Genomic DNA, 16579 nt, shown 5'->3' on the forward strand with positions numbered 1-16579 from the left:
CTAATCCCTAAGTTCTTTCCCTGTTATTTCTAAAAATACATCATTTAATGTAGGTGGTTCTGAGTAAATCCTCCCTATATGAACATTTTTATTTTTCAGATAATCAATTAAGCTAACTAAATTATTTTTACCTTTACTAGATTTTGCTACAAGATAATTATCTTTGTACTGGGCTGATACTATATGAGGAAGATTTCTTATATCCTCTAAAACATTATTGTCTAACTTAAATACTTCTACTGTAATTTTTTCACCACAGTTTATCATTCCTTTTAATTCTTCACTACTTCCAATCGCTATTATTTTTCCTTTATCCATAATGGCAATTTTAGTACAAATCTGCTCAACTTCTTCCATATAATGAGAAGTATAAACTATTGTAGCCCCTTCTTTATTAAGCTTTTGTATTCCTTCAAGTATGTTGTTTCTACTTTGAGGATCTACTGCTACTGTTGGTTCATCTAAAATAATTAACTTTGGCTTATGAGCAATTCCGCAGGCAATATTTAATCTTCTTAATAAACCTCCACTTAGCTTTTTAGGGTAAAACTTTTTGTATTCACCAAGACCTACAAAGTCTATGGCTTCTTCTACAAGTTTTTTACGACTATTTTTATCTAAAATGTAAAGTCCACAGAAATAATCAATATTTTCATAAACTGTAAGTTCCTCAAACACTGCTACATTCTGCATTATTACTCCAATATTTCTTTTTATATCATAAGCTTCTGGTTTCATTTCTTTGCCATAAACTTCTATATTTCCCTTATCAAACTCTAGTAAGGATAAAATACAGTTTATTGCGGTACTTTTACCAGAGCCATTAGGACCTAAAAGCCCAAAAATTTCACCTTCTTTAACTTCTAGATTTAGGTGATCTAGTGCTAATAAATCATCATACCTTTTAACTAAATTTCTAACTTTTATAATCATAAAATCTCCTCCAACTAATAAAGTGTTCTATATTTTAATGGTTAATTATTTATTTCTTTATTTTTATTGTATTAAATTACATCCTTAAAATTAAGTGACTAGACTCCAAAACTGCTATGACAAATGTAACTATCTAATGCTTAAGGTTAAGTATAATGCTAAAATTAATATATAATTATTGATATAAAGTCTGAGGTGATTTAAGTATGAATGGTTTAATTGATAAGATTATTATTTTTATAATCTGTGTTGCAGTTTATATACATAATATTAAAGATAGCTATATGGTTATCCCAATTCTTATAGCTATCTTTTTAAGTTCCATACTAAGTTACAAAGAAAATAAAAAAGTTTTATTACTAGTCTTTTATGCATTTTTTAGTTTTTGCTTTTTTGAGCCAGCTTTCTTATTTTTTATTCCTCTTATATGTTATGATTTATTCTTTTATAAAATCAAATGGTTGTGGACAATGTTTCTTATACCACTTGCTATAAACTATTATGAAATATCATCGTTCTCAGTTATTTTGATAATTGCTTATATTTTAATTGGATATATATTGAAAAAGCGTAGTATCTCCTTTGAAAATGTAAAAAAGAATTATTACACAGTAAGCGATAATGCCAAGGAATTATCTATAAGATTCGAAAAAAAGAATAGAGATTTTTTAGAAAAACAAGACTATGAAATAAATCTGGCTACTTTAAGGGAGCGTAATAGAATAGCTAGAGATATTCATGATAATGTTGGTCATCTTCTTTCAAGATCTATCCTTCAAGTTGGGGCTTTGCTTTCTATTAGTAAAGATGAAAATACTTCTGAAAATCTTAGTATTATAAAAGAAACTCTTTCAGAGGCAATGGATAGTATTAGAAGTAGTGTTCACGATTTACATGAGGATGCTATTGACCTTCAAATTGAGATACAACAGTTAATAGACAACTTTAAGTTTTGTTATATTAAATTAGAGTATGATGTTGATTCTTCTCCTAAAAAGAATATAAAATATTGCTTTATGACTATAACCAAAGAAGCTTTGTCAAATATTATAAAACACTCTAATGCTACTGATGTTTTGGTTTTAGTCAGGGAACACCCTGCCCTTTTCCAACTTGTGATTAAAGATAATGGTAGTAATATAAATTATAATATTGAAAATGGAATTGGCATAAAAAATATTATTGATAGAGTTTCCTCTTTAGGTGGCAGCATTAATATCAGTAGTGATAATGGTTTTAGGATATTTATTTCTATACCTAAAATAGATTAAAAATAACTTGAAAGGATTTGTAAAATATAATGCGTGTATTGGTAATAGATGATGATAGATTGGTATGTGTTTCGCTTAAGACAATACTTGAATCAGATAGCGATATAAATGTTGTAGGTACTGGTAATAGTGGTAATGAAGCTATTAAAATGTATGAAGATTTAAAACCAGACATACTTTTAATGGATATTAGAATGGAAGGTATGACAGGGCTTGAAGCTAGCGAGGTTATTTTCAAGAAGGATAATAATGCAAAAATTCTTTTTCTGACTACTTTTTCTGATGATGATTACATAGCCAATGCCTTAAGAATAGGTGCTAAGGGATATATTATTAAGCAGAATTTTGAGTGTATAAATCCTTCTTTAAAAGCTGTATATACTGGTCAAAATGTTTTTGGTGATGATATTATTTCTAAGATACCATCATTAATTAATAATAAAACAGATTTTTCTTCTTTTGAAATTACAAACAAGGAATTAGATATTATTATTCTTGTAGCTGAAGGTCTTAGTAATAAAGAAATAGCAACTAATCTATATCTAAGCGAAGGTACTGTTAGAAATACAATCACAAATATTCTTCAGAAATTGGAACTTAGAGATAGGACTCAACTTGCAATATTTTATTATAAAAATAGGTAATAGTGAGGATAACCCTCACTATTTTTTATTTAAATTAATGATTTTAAAATTTAGTTTTATTCAAAAATAAGATTTAGCAATTTCTCTTGTTTTGCTAAGCTATCTACATCCATGCTTATATTTAGTAATGCTTCTTCTCTTCCCTCAAAATAACCTTTACTAAAGGCACCTTTCATAAAGTTTACAGTTTTTGAATTCATCAAGTCCTTTAACGATTCTGGTTCATTATTTGTCAAAAAAGAAACTCTACTAACTTTATCTTCTCCTTTTAAACAATATACTTCCATTACATCATTTCCTTTTGTAAATGTATAGTACGTAACCTCTTTTGATATAGTATCATCAAAAGTATCTTCTTTAGCAGGTTTTATATCCGTCATTTTTTCTATATCACTTATAGTTATATCTTTATTATTTCCTATATTTTTGCTTATTTTGTTATATGTGTTTAAAAGCTTAGAGCCTTTCTTATCTAACATATTAGACATTTCTTCATATAAATTTATATCGCTTACACCTCCATAAAGATAAAATCTTTGAGCTTTACTACTTGGTGTATAGGAAATAGAAGCGGACTCTAGCTCACCAATTAATAAATAATATAGCTCTAAACTTTTCTCTCCCCCATATGTAGCATCAGATATTATTAATTTTTCCTTATCCTTAGTAAAGGTGTGCATTTCATAGCCTAGGTAGCCTTTTTCATTATCCACTGTGTCACCTTTTTCATAATCATAATCCTTTAATAATTCTTTTACATACTCTACTGTTACTTCTTCCTTTTTTTCTAACTTTTTCCCAATGTTAAAGTAAGCATCTTTTAAAGACCCTACTTTTTCTTCTTTTGCGCTAGTACACCCCAATGTAAAAGCACAAATCAAAGATGCTAATAATACAATACCTTTTTTCATATATTCTCCCCTTTATATATAGATGCATTTTACATTATTAAAAAATTTTAATAGATATTTATCTATTTTATTTACCCCATTAATATATCCAAAAACTTGTCTTTATTATTTAGAAAAGACTGTGTTATTTGAAAATGCTCTGTTTCTTCATAACTCACTTCATTTAATTTTTCATCTTTAATTTCATAAATAGTAGCTCTCGGATATGCCATAAGTATTGGTGAATGAGTAGCTATTATAAATTGGCATCCTTCTTTTACTAGTTCGTCCATTCTTGTTATCATTGACATTTGTCTTGATGGTGATAATGCCGCTTCTGGTTCGTCTAAGATATATATTCCCTTAGGTCCAAAGCGATTTAAAAATATTGCAAAAAAAGATTCTCCATGTGATTGTTGGTGAAGAGATTTGCCTCCGTAAGAGTCTATAATTCTAGCTCCCATTTGTTCTGGATCTTCGTCTCTTTCATCAATGTCAGTAGCTAGGTTGTAGGTAGTTTCTGCTCTAAGGAAAAATCCATTTTGAGGTACCTTTATTCCCTTGGTTATGTTTATATAATCGTGTAAATCTGAGTGGCTATCTCTTGTTTGGAAGGTAAAATTTTTTGTTCCTCCTTCTGGGTTAAATCCGCAAGCTACTGCTATTGCTTCTAATAAAGTTGATTTGCCACTACCATTTTCTCCAACTATGAAAGTTACCTTTGGATGAAAATCTAAAGTTTCTAGATTTTTTAGAACTGGTAGATTAAATGGATATTGGCTTGGGTTATCTATTTTAACTTTGTTAAGACTTATACTTCTTATGTATTGTTTAATTTTATCTGAATCCAAGTTTTTCACTTCCTCATTATAATAATATTTTTTATCATAGTATTTCTTATATTATTATATTCCATAATTATACTTTTTGTAATGTTATAGACATTAGTTTGATAAATCTACTATAGAAAGTTTATATCACGTACTTATATTTTTCTAAAAAAAAGAGAGATTAATAATCTCTCTTTTTATAACTATATATTAGGTTCAATATTAAATAGTAAATTATTTTAATTTTCCTTTATAATTACCTATTCCACCTAGGTTATATATTTTAGTGAATCCATTTTTAGCTAAAATATTAGCTGCACTTGAACTTCTTGCCCCAGATGCACAGTAAACTATTATATCATCCTCTTTATATGATTCTAAAGTAGGTACTTTTGAGCTTAATTCTTGCACTGGTATGTTTTTCGACTTTGGAATATGACCGTTTCTAAATTCGCCTACACTTCTAACATCTAATATCAAAGCATCTTTATTACTTTTTATTATTTGTTGTAATTCTTCATTATTTATATTTTTATACTTTTTACTTCCAAACATGCTTGATAAAAATCCCATAACTTTTTCCTCCAATATTTATATAAGTCACATTATTTGTCTAGTATTTCATTTAAAGCGTCATATGAAAAATCTATTATTTCTGAACAGCTTATTTTATTCCTTTTCAAATTAGCACATATTTCTGTATCGTATTTTTCTCTTACTTTAGTCATTAATTCTCTTGCATAGCTTCTAGCTTCATTGGCTTCACTATTACTTTCTCTACCTTTTATATATCCTACTACCATTGCAGCAGCATTTACTGCTCCACATATACTTCCAACTGTTAATCCAACCCCCATACCACTACCAAGTGCAACTGGTATATCTGTGTTATGTTCTTCGTTGTATGATTTTATTATAGATTCTGCACAAGTGTATCCTTCTTTATGATGTACTGATGGCTTTGTCATTTTTAATTACCTCTCTTATATCGAAATTATGATTGATTTTTTATTAGTTATTATTACTTTCTAATTGTTTGTTGCTTCTTTTTTGTTTTTTATTAACTTATCTATGTATATATAATACTATTTTGATTAGTTATTTTCTGTAACTTTATCACACTAATTTGCTTAAAATAAGAAAATATATCGTTGATTGATTTGAAAAAGTTGGGATTATATTTTATTATAACAAAAAAAGGAAAATATAATCATTATGACTATATTTTCCCCCACTAATCAATTTATATTATATGAATAAGTTTAATCCAGAATCTTCTGTTGCACCTAAGTATGCTGCAACTCCACCTAAATCAACGCCATCAATAAATTCTTCTTTCTTTATTCCCATTAATTCCATACTCATAGAACAAGCTACTACTTTAACTCCCATATCCATAGCATTCTTTATTAATGTATCTAAATCATCAACGTTGTGCTTTTTCATTATTTGGTTTATCATCTTTGGTCCCATACCTGCCATGTTCATTTGAGATAATGGAAGTTTTCCAGTGTGAGATGGTAACATTACATCAAACATTTTTTCCATAGTATCTTTCTTAACACCTGGCTTATCTTTTCTCTTAAGTATGTTTAGTCCCCAGAATGTGAAGAACATAGTTACTTCTTTACCCATTGATGCCGCTCCTGTTGCTATTATAAATGAAGCTATAGCTTTATCTAAGTCACCACTGAATACTACCATTGTTGCTCCATTTTTATCATTTTGACTAATTGAACAACTTGGATTAGTTAATACGTTATTAGCACCTTTTCTTATTATTGCTATAAATGCTTTTTGATTTTTATCAAACTCAGCTTTTAATAAAGTATTTCCTGTTTTTTCGCACCAAGCACTTATATCTTTGCTAAATCCTGGATCACTTGCCTTAACTAATAATACTTGCCCTTCTTCCATTTTGTTTATTTCTTCAAATACTCTTCTTATTGGACCTGGACATTGAAGACCACATGCATCTAAAGTAACATGTGCATTTATTTCAGTTATATCTAAATCTTCTAATTTCATAGTTGATTCCTCACTCTTTATTTCTAATTTAGCACTACTATTTTTATTTAATTTAGCTAAGCTTTCTTCTGCTCTTTTTACAAATTGATATGTTTTTACTCCACCATCAATATTTGTGCACTTAAATCCATGTTGTTCTAATAATCTACAAGCAATATATCCTCTTAATCCAACTTGGCAAGTAGCATATAATTTTTTATCTCTTGGTATTTCATTTAATCTATCTCTTAATTGTCCAAGAGGTATATGAATAGTTCCTGGCATACCACCTGTAACTAACTCAAATTCTTCTCTAACATCTATTATTACCCCACCATTTTTAACTATGTCGTCAACTTCATGCCATTGTACAATGTCTGTCATTTCTTCTATTATATTAGAAGCATAGTATCCTAACATATTTACTGGGTCTTTAGCTGAGTTGTATGGTGGTGCATAACAAGGTTCTACGTCTTGTAAGTCAAATACTGTAAGACCTGCTTTTATAGCTGTTGCCATTACATCTATTCTTTTTTCAACTCCATCAATACCTACACCTTGAGCTCCAAATATCTTTCCTGTCTTTTTATCAAAAGTCATCTTCATAGCTATAGGGAATGAACCTGGGTAGTATCCTGCATGTGAACCTGGATGTATATGAATTACTTCATAATCTATTCCTAATCTTTTTAATGTTTTTTCATTGTTTCCTGTTGTAGCTACTGTATAATCAAATACTTTTGCTACTGAAGAACCTAATGTTCCTTTGTATTTTTCTTCTCTTCCACAGATGTTATTTGCTACTATTCTACCTTGTCTGTTTGCTGGCCAAGCAAGAGGTATCATTGTTGGCTTTTTATTTACAAAGTCCATTATCTCAACAGCATCACCTAATGCGTATATGCTTTCGTCTGATGTCTTCATATACTCATCTACTACTATTGCTCCTCTTTCATTTAGCTTTATTCCTGCGTCTTTTGCAATAGTTGTTTCTGGCTTAACTCCTATTGATAATATTATCATATCAGTGTTTATTTCTTTTCCACTTGCTAATATTACTTTTTTACCATTGTTTGCAAAAGACTTAACTCCATCTTTTAGTATTAATTCTACTCCTTTATCTATTAGATGGTCGTGTACTATACTTACCATTTCTAGATCAAGTGGTGCCATTACTTGGTCACTTGCTTCTACTAATGTAAGCTCTATTCCTCTGTCATGAAGGTTTTCTGCCATTTCAAGCCCTATAAATCCTCCACCTATTACTACTGCATGCTTTGGATTTTTGTTATCTACATATTCTTTAACCTTATCTGTATCAGGTATATTTCTTAATGTAAATAGATTATCACATTCCTTTATTCCTTCTATTGGAGGAGTTAGAGGATTTGCACCTGGAGATAAAACTAATGTGTCATAAGTTTCTTCGTATGTTTCCCCTGTTTTGTGATTTTTTACAGTTACTTTTTTAGCTTCTTTATCTATTTTTACAACTTCACTTAAGTTTCTTATATCTAAATTGAATTTTGAGCTCATAGCTTCAACAGTTTGAACTATTAGCTTTTCTCTTTCATTTATTGTTCCACCTATATAATATGGAAGCCCACAGTTTGCAAAAGATATATACTCGCCTTTTTCAAACATTATTATGTTAGCGTTCTCATCTAGTCTTCTAAGTCTTGCAGCAGTTGATGCTCCACCAGCTACTCCACCTACTATAATAATTTTCTTAGACATTTCTATTCTCCTATTCTAAATTAAAATATATTGCTATATGGATAATTAATTCTTTAACATATTTATATTATATTCATAAGTTAGCAATAGTTCTGTGACTTTGTCACGTAAGTGTTAAAATAATAATAATTTTTTTCATAAAATATTTTTAATACATTTTTTATTAATAATACAAAAAGTAGTTACCATTATTTTGGTAACTACTTTGGTTAATTATTCAGTGATTATTATATTAGTGGTGAATTATTTTTTTTAACTTAAGACATATAACACATCTTTTCTTAAGCTCTGGTAAAACCATTATTACTAAATAACTTGTGGCTATTGATATTACCGATGCTCTTAATATAGATATTTTTGCTACATTGATTAAGTTGTGATTATAACTAAATGCTAATTCCGATACAAATATAGACATAGTAAATCCAATACCAGCTAGCATTGAAACTTTAAATAAAGATCCCCAACTAACCCCCTCTGGCTTCTCTGTTATATTTAACTTAGTTGCTATATAACTAAATAGCATTACTCCTAATGGCTTACCTATTACTAGTCCAAATATAATCCCATTAACAAGTGTACCTACTTGGTTAAAGTTAATACTTGCATCTAAATTTATAGCTGTATTTGCAAATGCAAATAATGGTAATATAGCTAAATTACATATTATTGATAACTTGTGCTCTATTTTATAAGCTGTACTTTCTTCATTTAGATTTTTATATTTTGTTGGAATAGTAAATGCAAGAATTACCCCACTTATAGTTGCATGTACTCCACTTTTATAAACAAAATACCAAAGTATCATACCTAATATCATATATGGATAAATTTTTTCTACTTTTAATACTTTATTTAATACTAACAATAATCCTATTGCGCCTATAGCTAGTAAAATGTTAGTGTAATCTACATGTGATGAATATAATACTCCTATTGCAAGTATTGATATTAAGTCATCAACAACTGCAAGAGATAATAAAAATATTTTTAAAGATGGGTTTAGTTTTTTTCTAAAAATCATAAACATTGCTACTGCAAAAGCAATATCTGTAGAAATAGGAACTCCTACACCACGGGAAAACTCAGTGTTAAGATTTAAAATCAAAAATATTATAGCCGGTACAATTACTCCCCCTAATGCTGATATAACTGGAAATGAAGCTTTCTTAAGTGAAGATAAATTTCCATATAATATTTCATTTTTTATTTCTATTCCTACTACTAAAAAGAATATAGCCATAAGAAAATCATTTATTATCATGTGTAAATTAAATTCTCCTATGATATTTATTCCACTTAATAAGTGGTGATATGCATCCTCCATTGGACTATTAGCGATAATAAGTGCTATGACTGTAGCAAACATTAGTAGTATTCCTGTAGACAAATCTGATTTTAATAGCTTTCTTATATTATTCATTAGTCTCGTTCCCTTTCTATATTTTTCATTAAAATATATTACAACAATAAAAAATATCTATCTGTGATATAATCACATACTATAATATATTTATAGGCAATAATATTAATATTGCTTAAAATAAAATTTATAATTTTTGTGGGAGGGGAAAAAATATGAGCGTTTGGAATGAATTATTGGAAATATATCCATTTTTTAAAACACTAGATGAAAATACTAAAGATTTAATAAGTTCTTCACTAATAATAAAAAATTTTGAAATAGGCAATACACTAATGAATGAAGGTGCTTCCTGCCTTGGATTTTCTCTTATACTAAAAGGGGCTATAAGAGTTTATAAGTTATCTGATAAAGGAAGAGAAGTTACTTTATATAAACTTACTTCTGGAGATACTTGCTACTTATCTATGTCTTGTATGTTAAGTAATCAAAATTATCCTGCTTTTGCTGAAATTGTAGAGCCTGCAAAAGTAGCTTTTATACCTAGCAATATATTTAATAACTATGTTTATAATACTGTTGAGTTTCAAAAGTATATATTTGCTAATCTTTATAATAAATTTAATGATGTTATTGATGTTTTAGAAGAGGTTGCTTTTGAAAGTATTGATACTAGAATTGCTAAGTACTTATTACAAACTTCTCAAAACTCTAATAATAGTATGTACTTATATTTAACTCAGGAAAAAATAGCACAAGAGGTTGGTACTAGTAGAGAGGTGGTAAGTAGAATGCTTACTAACTTTAAAAATAAAGATATTTTAACTTCTGTTAGGGGAAAAATAACTATCTTAGATTTTGATAAACTAAATTCATTAACTAAGTTATAGTAACTTTATAAAAGTGACAAAGTTACATAAGATTTGTATATATGTGGTATCATATTTATAAAACATAATACATTAAATATCTTATAATAACCTTATTTGCTGGCAACTAACCGTTGCCAGTTTTTTTCATATATCGATTAAAGTATTTTTTCCTTAATCTAATAGATAATTACTTATTTTACATCCACCCACACTTAAATTGAAAGTTGATGTCTTTTATTATAAAAGCTTTTGTATGCTAAGTAAGTAGACATTAGTGTTGCTATTGATGAAGAAGATATTATCATAAATGTAACCATTATTTGGAATTTAACTGCAGTTATAGGAGATACACCTCCTAATATTAATCCTGTCATCATCCCAGGAAGTGATACTATCCCTAGGGTTTTGGCTGAGTCTATAGTTGGTGTTATGGCAACTTTAATACTTTCTCTTAATATATCTTTTGATGATTCTTTAATAGAAGCACCCAGTGATAATTTAGTTTCAATTTCTGCTCTTCTTAATTCAAAAGATGTACTTAAACTGTTGTAACTTAATGCTATCGCTACCATTGAATTACTAATTATCATTCCTGATATTGGTATTATTTCATCTGGGCTAAAGTTTATAACTCCTGAAAAAATCAAAATAGATATAGTTATAATTGATCCTGTACATATTGATACAAAAGATATAAGAAATACATTTTTTATATTTTTACCTCTTTCTATAATGTTTAGTGATGCATTTACACACATTACTAAAATTAAAATCATCATAACTATTGGATTGTTTATCCCAAATACTATATCAAGTATGTATCCAACAGCTACTAATTGAACTATTGCTCTTAATATACTTACTATTATTTCTTTTTCTAAACCTAACTTTTCCTTGCGGGATATTAATATAGGTATAATCATTAAGCATGATGCTATTATCAAAGATGTTGTACTCATTATATTATTTCCTCCATTTTGCTAAGTCGTCCTTCAGATATTACTATCCTTTTATTGAAAATAGATTTGCTTTGTTCTTCATTATGAGTTATCCATAATACTGTAACTCCATTTTTATTAAGATCTTCAATATAGTTTTCTACTATTGACGCATTTTCTTTATCTAGGGATGCTGTTGCTTCATCTAATAATAAAATTTCAGGTGTATATATTAAGTTTCTTATAAGTGCTATTCTTTGCTTTTCTCCTCCAGATAAAGAGTTTATATCTTTTTCTAAATAGCTTTCATCTAAGTTGAATTTGTTTAAAAGCATTTTTAGTCTATTTTTATCTACCTTCTCATTTCTTACTTTAAAAGGAAATTCTAAATTATCATAAACTGTGTTTCCAAATAAATATGGTATTTGAACACAGTAGCTTACAAGTTTCCTAAGCTCTATTGGGTTATAGCTTGTGTAGCATTTATCTTTGAAGTAAATTTGACCACTTGTTATAGGAATTAAGTCTGCACATAGTTTTAGTAATGTACTTTTACCACTTCCCGATTTCCCAACTATTGATATACAGTCACCTTTTTTTACATCAAAAGATATTCCTTTTAAAATTTGATCATTTCCTGAGTTATAATTTACTTCTTTTATGCTAAGTATGTTCATAATATTTCCCCCTTTCTAAATTACCATTTATTGTAATGTATTTTATTTGTGTCAACTTCTCTTAATTTTTCTTTAATATGATCATAGTATCCTATTGCTACTAAAGATATTGGAATAATGTTTTTTGGTATGTTTAATTTTTCTATTGTGTAATCTGACCTAATATTGTCAGGATATAGACCTAACCAAACAGCTCCAAGGTCTAACTCAACACATTTTAAAAGTATATTTTGAGTAGCTGATGAACAAGCCATTAGTACGTGTTTTTCTCTTTCATCACTGTTTAAATCACCGCATACAATAATTACCTTGTTGGTATTTTTTAAAATCTTCCAGTTTGCGTGTGCTTGTGAAAATTCATTAATAATATTTTTATCTTCTAATACAATAAACTGCCAAGGTTTTTTATTTTTTGATGATGGTGCTGTCATTGCAGATTCTATAATTATATTTATTTTTTCTTTTTCAACTTCTTTTTCATTGAAGTTTCTTATGCTTTGTCTATTATTTATTATGCTCATTAATTTACCTTTCTTAATTATCCATTTTCGATATCGTAATTCGATAGTATCATTTTTAATAAATTTTATCAACAAAAAAGGTTAAGTAAAATTAAATTTACTTAACCTAATTCATTGCTATATCATGAAATAGCTCTTTTAAATTGTTTTTTAATTCAAATAAAAGTCCATTTCCTTTTTCCGTAGTTTTATAATATTTTCTTATTCTACCTTTTACGTTTTTTTCTTCTTTTTCTAATAATTCTTCTTCTACCATGGATTTTAATATAGGATATAGTGTTCCAGGGCTAATATTGTATCCATGTTCTTTTAATTCTTCAATCATCCAAGATCCATAAAATGGCTCTATATTACCATGATGAAGTATATGAACATATATTAATCCGTTAAATATTTTTCTAGTAATCTGTTCTCTCAATACCGTTCACCTCTATAGTTTATAATGCTATATGAATTATAACATTAATCAATCAAATCTAACAATTGCTACTTAAATTATAGCATTAATATACGCTTATCTAAAATAAATTATGTCATTTAAAAATTTAATTTTCACAAAAAATAAACTGTTGCTTATGATTATCACAAGCAACAGTTTATTAATTTATATACAATATTAAAAATAATTTATATGCAGTGTTTTAATTCATTTTTAAAATGAATGTTTTCCATACTCTTTGCACTTACAACATCTACACCTGTACCTAAGATATTTTTTACTATTATATCTCCTACATGAACTGGTGCAGTTATTTCTATTTTATCTAAAACGTCCATTATTTCAAACATCATTCCTTTTGGTATTGAGTCTGATGTTTTTACTGGAAGTAGATTTAAGTAACTTCCTTTTAATTTAACAGTAGTAGTAATTACTCTTCTTGGATCAGTTAATTCTTCTACTCCATACTTTGCTCCTCTTTTACATGTATTACCTTCTACTTTATACTCTCCATCTATCTTTTCAACTACTAAAGAGCATCCCATTGGACATACTGTACAAGTTATATTAGCCATTTTATATCTCCTCCACGCTTATAGTTATACTATCAGTTATTTTTTCTAATAAATCTTTTCCAATTTTAATATTTTCCATTTCTGACGGTATCATATGAGGTCTTCTTTTTTCCAAAATTATTTCGTCTCCACATCTTACAACAAGCTTTTTGTTAGTGTATATGTTTCTAACTCTCATAAATAAGTTAACATCTTCACCACAGTTAGTATCAATATTTTGAGGAACTATGTATCCTATTCCTTCATTTGCTAATGTAGATACAGTAGTGTTTTTATCTAATTTATTTAAAGCATATAGTGCCGCGTTTCTTCCTGCTATTCTACTTTCTTTTGTAACAAAGTCTACTAAATCATGAACATGAACTACGTTACCACAAGCAAATACTCCATCTACATTTGTAGACATAGCGTTGTTTACTATTGGTCCACTAGTTCTGTTATCAAGCTCTACTCCAAATCCTATACTTAATTCATTTTCTGGAATAAGTCCAACTGATAATAATACAGTGTCACAAGGTATATACTCTTCTGTTCCTTTTATAGGATTTCTATTTTCATCCAGCTTACTTAAAGTAACTCCTGTTGTTCTTGTTTTTCCATGTATGTTAGTTATGCCTGTACTTAACATTAAAGGTATACCAAAGTCATCTAAGCACTGAACAATATTTCTAGTAAGTCCACTTGAGTGAGGATTTACTTCTACTACTGCCTTAACATTTGCACCTTCTAAAGTCATTCTTCTAGCCATTATTAGCCCTATATCTCCAGAACCATAGATAACTATTTCTTTTCCTACCATATATCCTTCCATGTTACTAAGTCTTTGAGCTGCACCAGCTGTATAAACTCCAGCAGGTCTATATCCAGGAATATCTATTGCTCCTCTTGTTCTTTCTCTACATCCCATTGCCAATACTATTGAATCAGCTTCTATGTTTATTAATCCATCTTCTCCTAAAGCTTCTATACTTTTATCTTTGCTTATATTAAGAACCATTGTGTTTAGCATGTAGTCTATTTTTTCTTTGTTTACCATGTCTATAAACTTGCCTGCATACTCTGGTCCAGTTAATTCTTCTTTAAACTCATGAAGTCCAAATCCATTGTGAATACATTGGTTAAGTATTCCACCTAGTTCTCTATCTCTTTCTATTATTAATATTTTCTTAGCTCCATTTTTCTTTGCTTCAACAGCAGCTCCTAGTCCAGCTGGACCTCCCCCAATAACTACAACATTATATCTCAACTGTCTCACCTCTTAATTCTTTAACTTTTCCTACTACCACTTCTGAATTTTCATAGTCCTTTAATACATCTTCAACGCTTATGTTTAGTTCTCTTGCTAAGATTTCTATTACTCTAGGTCCACAGAATCCACCTTGGCAAATTCCCATTCCTGGTCTAACTCTTCTCTTAACTCCATCTACTGTTCTTGCTCCACAAGGTCTGTTTATTGCATCAACTATTTCAGCTTCTGTTATAGTTTCGCATCTGCATATTATTTTCTTATGACCTTCATCTTGCTTTATAATATCTTTCTTTTGGTTACTAGTCATTTGGTTAAATGGCTTATTTTTCTTTCTTATTGGGTTAAAGTCTGGATTTTCTACTAATTCTAATCCTTCATTTTGTAATAACTCTACTACATATTTTGCAACACCTGGTGCTGATGCAAGACCTGGTGATTCTATACCACCTACGTTTATAAAGTTTTTACATTTTTGTGATGCAAATATCATAAAATCTCCTGTATTTGCTGTAGCTCTAAGTCCTGCGAAAGATGTTATTGTCTTTCTAAAATCTATATTTTCTATACTCTTTCTTGAGCTTTCTACTATTTCTAATATACCTTCACGAGTAGTTGATATATCTTCTTTATCTTCTACTATATTTGCATTTGGTCCTACTAATAAGTTACCATGTACTGTTTGTGTAACTAATACACCTTTTCCTTTTTCAGTTGGACATTGGAAGATAACATGGTTTGCCATCTTTCCTTCTGATTTAGCTAATACTTTGTATTCACCTTTTCTTGGTATGATGTAGTATTCATCTCCACCTACCATATTGTTTATCTTATCAGCATATACTCCAGCTGCATTTATTACATATTTAGATTTAATTACTTCATTATTTATAAGTTCTATGTTAAAGTAGTCTTCTTCTTTTTTAATATCTACTACTTCTGCTTTCAATTTTAATTCTACCTTGTTGTTTATTGCATTTTCCATAAGTGCTACATTTAGATTAAATGGACAAACGATTCCTGCCACTTCACATAAAAGTGCACTAGTTACATCTTTATTTACATTTGGCTCTATTTTTATTACTTCTTCTTTACTTAATATTTTAAGCCCATCTACATTATTTCTTATTCCTCTTTCATAAAGGTCTTTTATATGTTTTTCATCTTCTTCATTAAATGCTAAAACTAAAGATCCGTTTTGTTTAAACTCTACACTTAATTCTTTACAAAGGTTTGGATATAATTTATTTCCAAGCACATTTAACTTTGCTTTTAAGCTTCCCTCTTTTGCGTCAAATCCTCCATGTACTATTGCACTATTCGCCTTAGTAGTTCCTTGACATACTTCTACGCCTTTTTCTAGCACTATAGTTTTTAAATTATATTTTGAAAGTTCTCTGGCTATAGCACTTCCACTAATTCCAGCTCCGATTATTGCTATATCATACATAAGTTGCCCCCCAATTGTTTTAATTTTTGTAAAAAAATAGAGAGACCCCCCTATACATTGTATAGAAGGCTCTCTCATCTCTTCGCCTTAGTATTTAAATTTTCGTCTTACTTTTCTTATATCTTATCCATGTAAAGAAATCATTTTCCTTTACACTTCCATTATATTTTTCTTGGTATTTAATGT

17 protein-coding genes are annotated in these 16579 nt (G+C 28.7%); 3 read left to right on the forward strand and 14 right to left on the reverse strand.

The window, feature by feature from the left end; genetic code table 11:
- Nucleotides 1–933: an ABC transporter ATP-binding protein gene (locus ACI48P_RS03780; protein ID WP_475213604.1), complete on the reverse strand. Its 933-nt coding sequence runs from the start codon at nucleotides 931–933 to the stop codon at nucleotides 1–3.
- 206 nt (nucleotides 934–1139) lie between these two features.
- Here ACI48P_RS03780 and ACI48P_RS03785 point away from each other — a divergent pair, with 206 nt between their 5' ends.
- Together ACI48P_RS03785 and ACI48P_RS03790 are read left to right on the forward strand one after the other, a co-directional pair.
- The gene (locus ACI48P_RS03785; protein WP_475213606.1) at nucleotides 1140–2204 is read left to right on the forward strand and encodes a sensor histidine kinase; all 1065 of its coding nucleotides are present in this window, start codon (nucleotides 1140–1142) and stop codon (nucleotides 2202–2204) included.
- Nucleotides 2205–2233: 29 nt separating this feature from the next.
- Nucleotides 2234–2848 carry a response regulator transcription factor gene (locus ACI48P_RS03790; protein WP_475213608.1) on the forward strand — a complete coding sequence of 205 codons (615 nt, stop codon included), beginning with the start codon at nucleotides 2234–2236 and terminating at the stop codon, nucleotides 2846–2848.
- Between the two features lie 56 nt (nucleotides 2849–2904).
- Here ACI48P_RS03790 and ACI48P_RS03795 read toward each other — a convergent pair whose 3' ends face one another.
- The 6 genes from ACI48P_RS03795 to nhaA form a co-directional block, all read right to left on the reverse strand.
- Nucleotides 2905–3759, reverse strand: coding sequence for a hypothetical protein (locus ACI48P_RS03795; protein ID WP_475213610.1), 855 nt, complete (start codon nucleotides 3757–3759; stop codon nucleotides 2905–2907).
- Between the two features lie 71 nt (nucleotides 3760–3830).
- Nucleotides 3831–4589, reverse strand: a complete 759-nt coding sequence (locus ACI48P_RS03800; protein ID WP_475213613.1) for an AAA family ATPase — start codon at nucleotides 4587–4589, stop codon at nucleotides 3831–3833.
- Between the two features lie 213 nt (nucleotides 4590–4802).
- On the reverse strand, nucleotides 4803–5141 hold the full coding sequence (locus ACI48P_RS03805) for a rhodanese-like domain-containing protein (RefSeq protein ID WP_475213615.1): 339 nt from the start codon (nucleotides 5139–5141) through the stop codon (nucleotides 4803–4805).
- Nucleotides 5142–5173: 32 nt separating this feature from the next.
- Complete coding sequence (locus tag ACI48P_RS03810) at nucleotides 5174–5536, reverse strand: C-GCAxxG-C-C family (seleno)protein (RefSeq protein ID WP_475213616.1); 363 nt, start codon at nucleotides 5534–5536, stop codon at nucleotides 5174–5176.
- Between the two features lie 280 nt (nucleotides 5537–5816).
- Nucleotides 5817–8312 (reverse strand): CoA-disulfide reductase, encoded by a 2496-nt coding sequence (cdr, locus tag ACI48P_RS03815; RefSeq protein ID WP_475213618.1) that lies wholly within the window; start codon nucleotides 8310–8312, stop codon nucleotides 5817–5819.
- Nucleotides 8313–8544: 232 nt separating this feature from the next.
- On the reverse strand, nucleotides 8545–9735 hold the full coding sequence (gene nhaA, locus ACI48P_RS03820; RefSeq protein WP_475213620.1) for a Na+/H+ antiporter NhaA: 1191 nt from the start codon (nucleotides 9733–9735) through the stop codon (nucleotides 8545–8547).
- A gap of 155 nt (nucleotides 9736–9890) precedes the next feature.
- Here nhaA and ACI48P_RS03825 point away from each other — a divergent pair, with 155 nt between their 5' ends.
- Complete coding sequence (locus ACI48P_RS03825) at nucleotides 9891–10565, forward strand: Crp/Fnr family transcriptional regulator (protein ID WP_475213622.1); 675 nt, start codon at nucleotides 9891–9893, stop codon at nucleotides 10563–10565.
- A gap of 194 nt (nucleotides 10566–10759) precedes the next feature.
- On the opposite strand, the gene ACI48P_RS03830 is transcribed toward ACI48P_RS03825, so the two are convergent.
- The 7 genes from ACI48P_RS03830 to ACI48P_RS03860 form a co-directional block, all read right to left on the reverse strand.
- A complete protein-coding gene (locus ACI48P_RS03830; protein WP_475213624.1) occupies nucleotides 10760–11506 on the reverse strand; it encodes an ABC transporter permease in 747 nt (248 codons plus the stop codon).
- Complete coding sequence (locus ACI48P_RS03835) at nucleotides 11506–12162, reverse strand: ABC transporter ATP-binding protein (protein WP_475213626.1); 657 nt, start codon at nucleotides 12160–12162, stop codon at nucleotides 11506–11508. The genes ACI48P_RS03830 and ACI48P_RS03835 overlap by 1 nt, the downstream gene beginning before the upstream one ends.
- Nucleotides 12163–12182: 20 nt before the next feature.
- The gene (locus ACI48P_RS03840) at nucleotides 12183–12683 is read right to left on the reverse strand and encodes a nitroreductase family protein (RefSeq protein WP_475213628.1); all 501 of its coding nucleotides are present in this window, start codon (nucleotides 12681–12683) and stop codon (nucleotides 12183–12185) included.
- Nucleotides 12684–12789: 106 nt separating this feature from the next.
- Nucleotides 12790–13101, reverse strand: coding sequence for a PadR family transcriptional regulator (locus ACI48P_RS03845; protein ID WP_475213630.1), 312 nt, complete (start codon nucleotides 13099–13101; stop codon nucleotides 12790–12792).
- A gap of 209 nt (nucleotides 13102–13310) precedes the next feature.
- On the reverse strand, nucleotides 13311–13697 hold the full coding sequence (locus ACI48P_RS03850) for a DUF1667 domain-containing protein (RefSeq protein ID WP_475213632.1): 387 nt from the start codon (nucleotides 13695–13697) through the stop codon (nucleotides 13311–13313).
- Nucleotide 13698: 1 nt separating this feature from the next.
- The gene (locus ACI48P_RS03855; RefSeq protein ID WP_475213634.1) at nucleotides 13699–14943 is read right to left on the reverse strand and encodes an NAD(P)/FAD-dependent oxidoreductase; all 1245 of its coding nucleotides are present in this window, start codon (nucleotides 14941–14943) and stop codon (nucleotides 13699–13701) included.
- A complete protein-coding gene (locus ACI48P_RS03860) occupies nucleotides 14933–16393 on the reverse strand; it encodes an FAD-dependent oxidoreductase (protein WP_475213636.1) in 1461 nt (486 codons plus the stop codon). The genes ACI48P_RS03855 and ACI48P_RS03860 overlap by 11 nt, the downstream gene beginning before the upstream one ends.
- Between the last annotated feature and the right edge of the window lie 186 nt (nucleotides 16394–16579).

Source organism: Romboutsia sp. LXY-2 (genome assembly GCF_056171995.1).

What these genes read in the sequence shown, in the direction of transcription:
- ACI48P_RS03810 (WP_475213616.1), bottom strand. Translation starts at nt 5,536, where the DNA reads ATGACAAAGCCATCAGTACATCATAAAGAAGGATACACTTGTGCAGAA.
- ACI48P_RS03785 (WP_475213606.1), top strand. Translation starts at nt 1,140, where the DNA reads ATGAATGGTTTAATTGATAAGATTATTATTTTTATAATCTGTGTTGCA.
- ACI48P_RS03790 (WP_475213608.1), top strand. Translation starts at nt 2,234, where the DNA reads ATGCGTGTATTGGTAATAGATGATGATAGATTGGTATGTGTTTCGCTT.
- ACI48P_RS03860 (WP_475213636.1), bottom strand. Translation starts at nt 16,393, where the DNA reads ATGTATGATATAGCAATAATCGGAGCTGGAATTAGTGGAAGTGCTATA.
- ACI48P_RS03840 (WP_475213628.1), bottom strand. Translation starts at nt 12,683, where the DNA reads ATGAGCATAATAAATAATAGACAAAGCATAAGAAACTTCAATGAAAAA.
- ACI48P_RS03795 (WP_475213610.1), bottom strand. Translation starts at nt 3,759, where the DNA reads ATGAAAAAAGGTATTGTATTATTAGCATCTTTGATTTGTGCTTTTACA.
- cdr (WP_475213618.1), bottom strand. Translation starts at nt 8,312, where the DNA reads ATGTCTAAGAAAATTATTATAGTAGGTGGAGTAGCTGGTGGAGCATCA.
- nhaA (WP_475213620.1), bottom strand. Translation starts at nt 9,735, where the DNA reads ATGAATAATATAAGAAAGCTATTAAAATCAGATTTGTCTACAGGAATA.
- ACI48P_RS03830 (WP_475213624.1), bottom strand. Translation starts at nt 11,506, where the DNA reads ATGAGTACAACATCTTTGATAATAGCATCATGCTTAATGATTATACCT.
- ACI48P_RS03835 (WP_475213626.1), bottom strand. Translation starts at nt 12,162, where the DNA reads ATGAACATACTTAGCATAAAAGAAGTAAATTATAACTCAGGAAATGAT.
- ACI48P_RS03850 (WP_475213632.1), bottom strand. Translation starts at nt 13,697, where the DNA reads ATGGCTAATATAACTTGTACAGTATGTCCAATGGGATGCTCTTTAGTA.
- ACI48P_RS03825 (WP_475213622.1), top strand. Translation starts at nt 9,891, where the DNA reads ATGAGCGTTTGGAATGAATTATTGGAAATATATCCATTTTTTAAAACA.
- ACI48P_RS03805 (WP_475213615.1), bottom strand. Translation starts at nt 5,141, where the DNA reads ATGGGATTTTTATCAAGCATGTTTGGAAGTAAAAAGTATAAAAATATA.
- ACI48P_RS03780 (WP_475213604.1), bottom strand. Translation starts at nt 933, where the DNA reads ATGATTATAAAAGTTAGAAATTTAGTTAAAAGGTATGATGATTTATTA.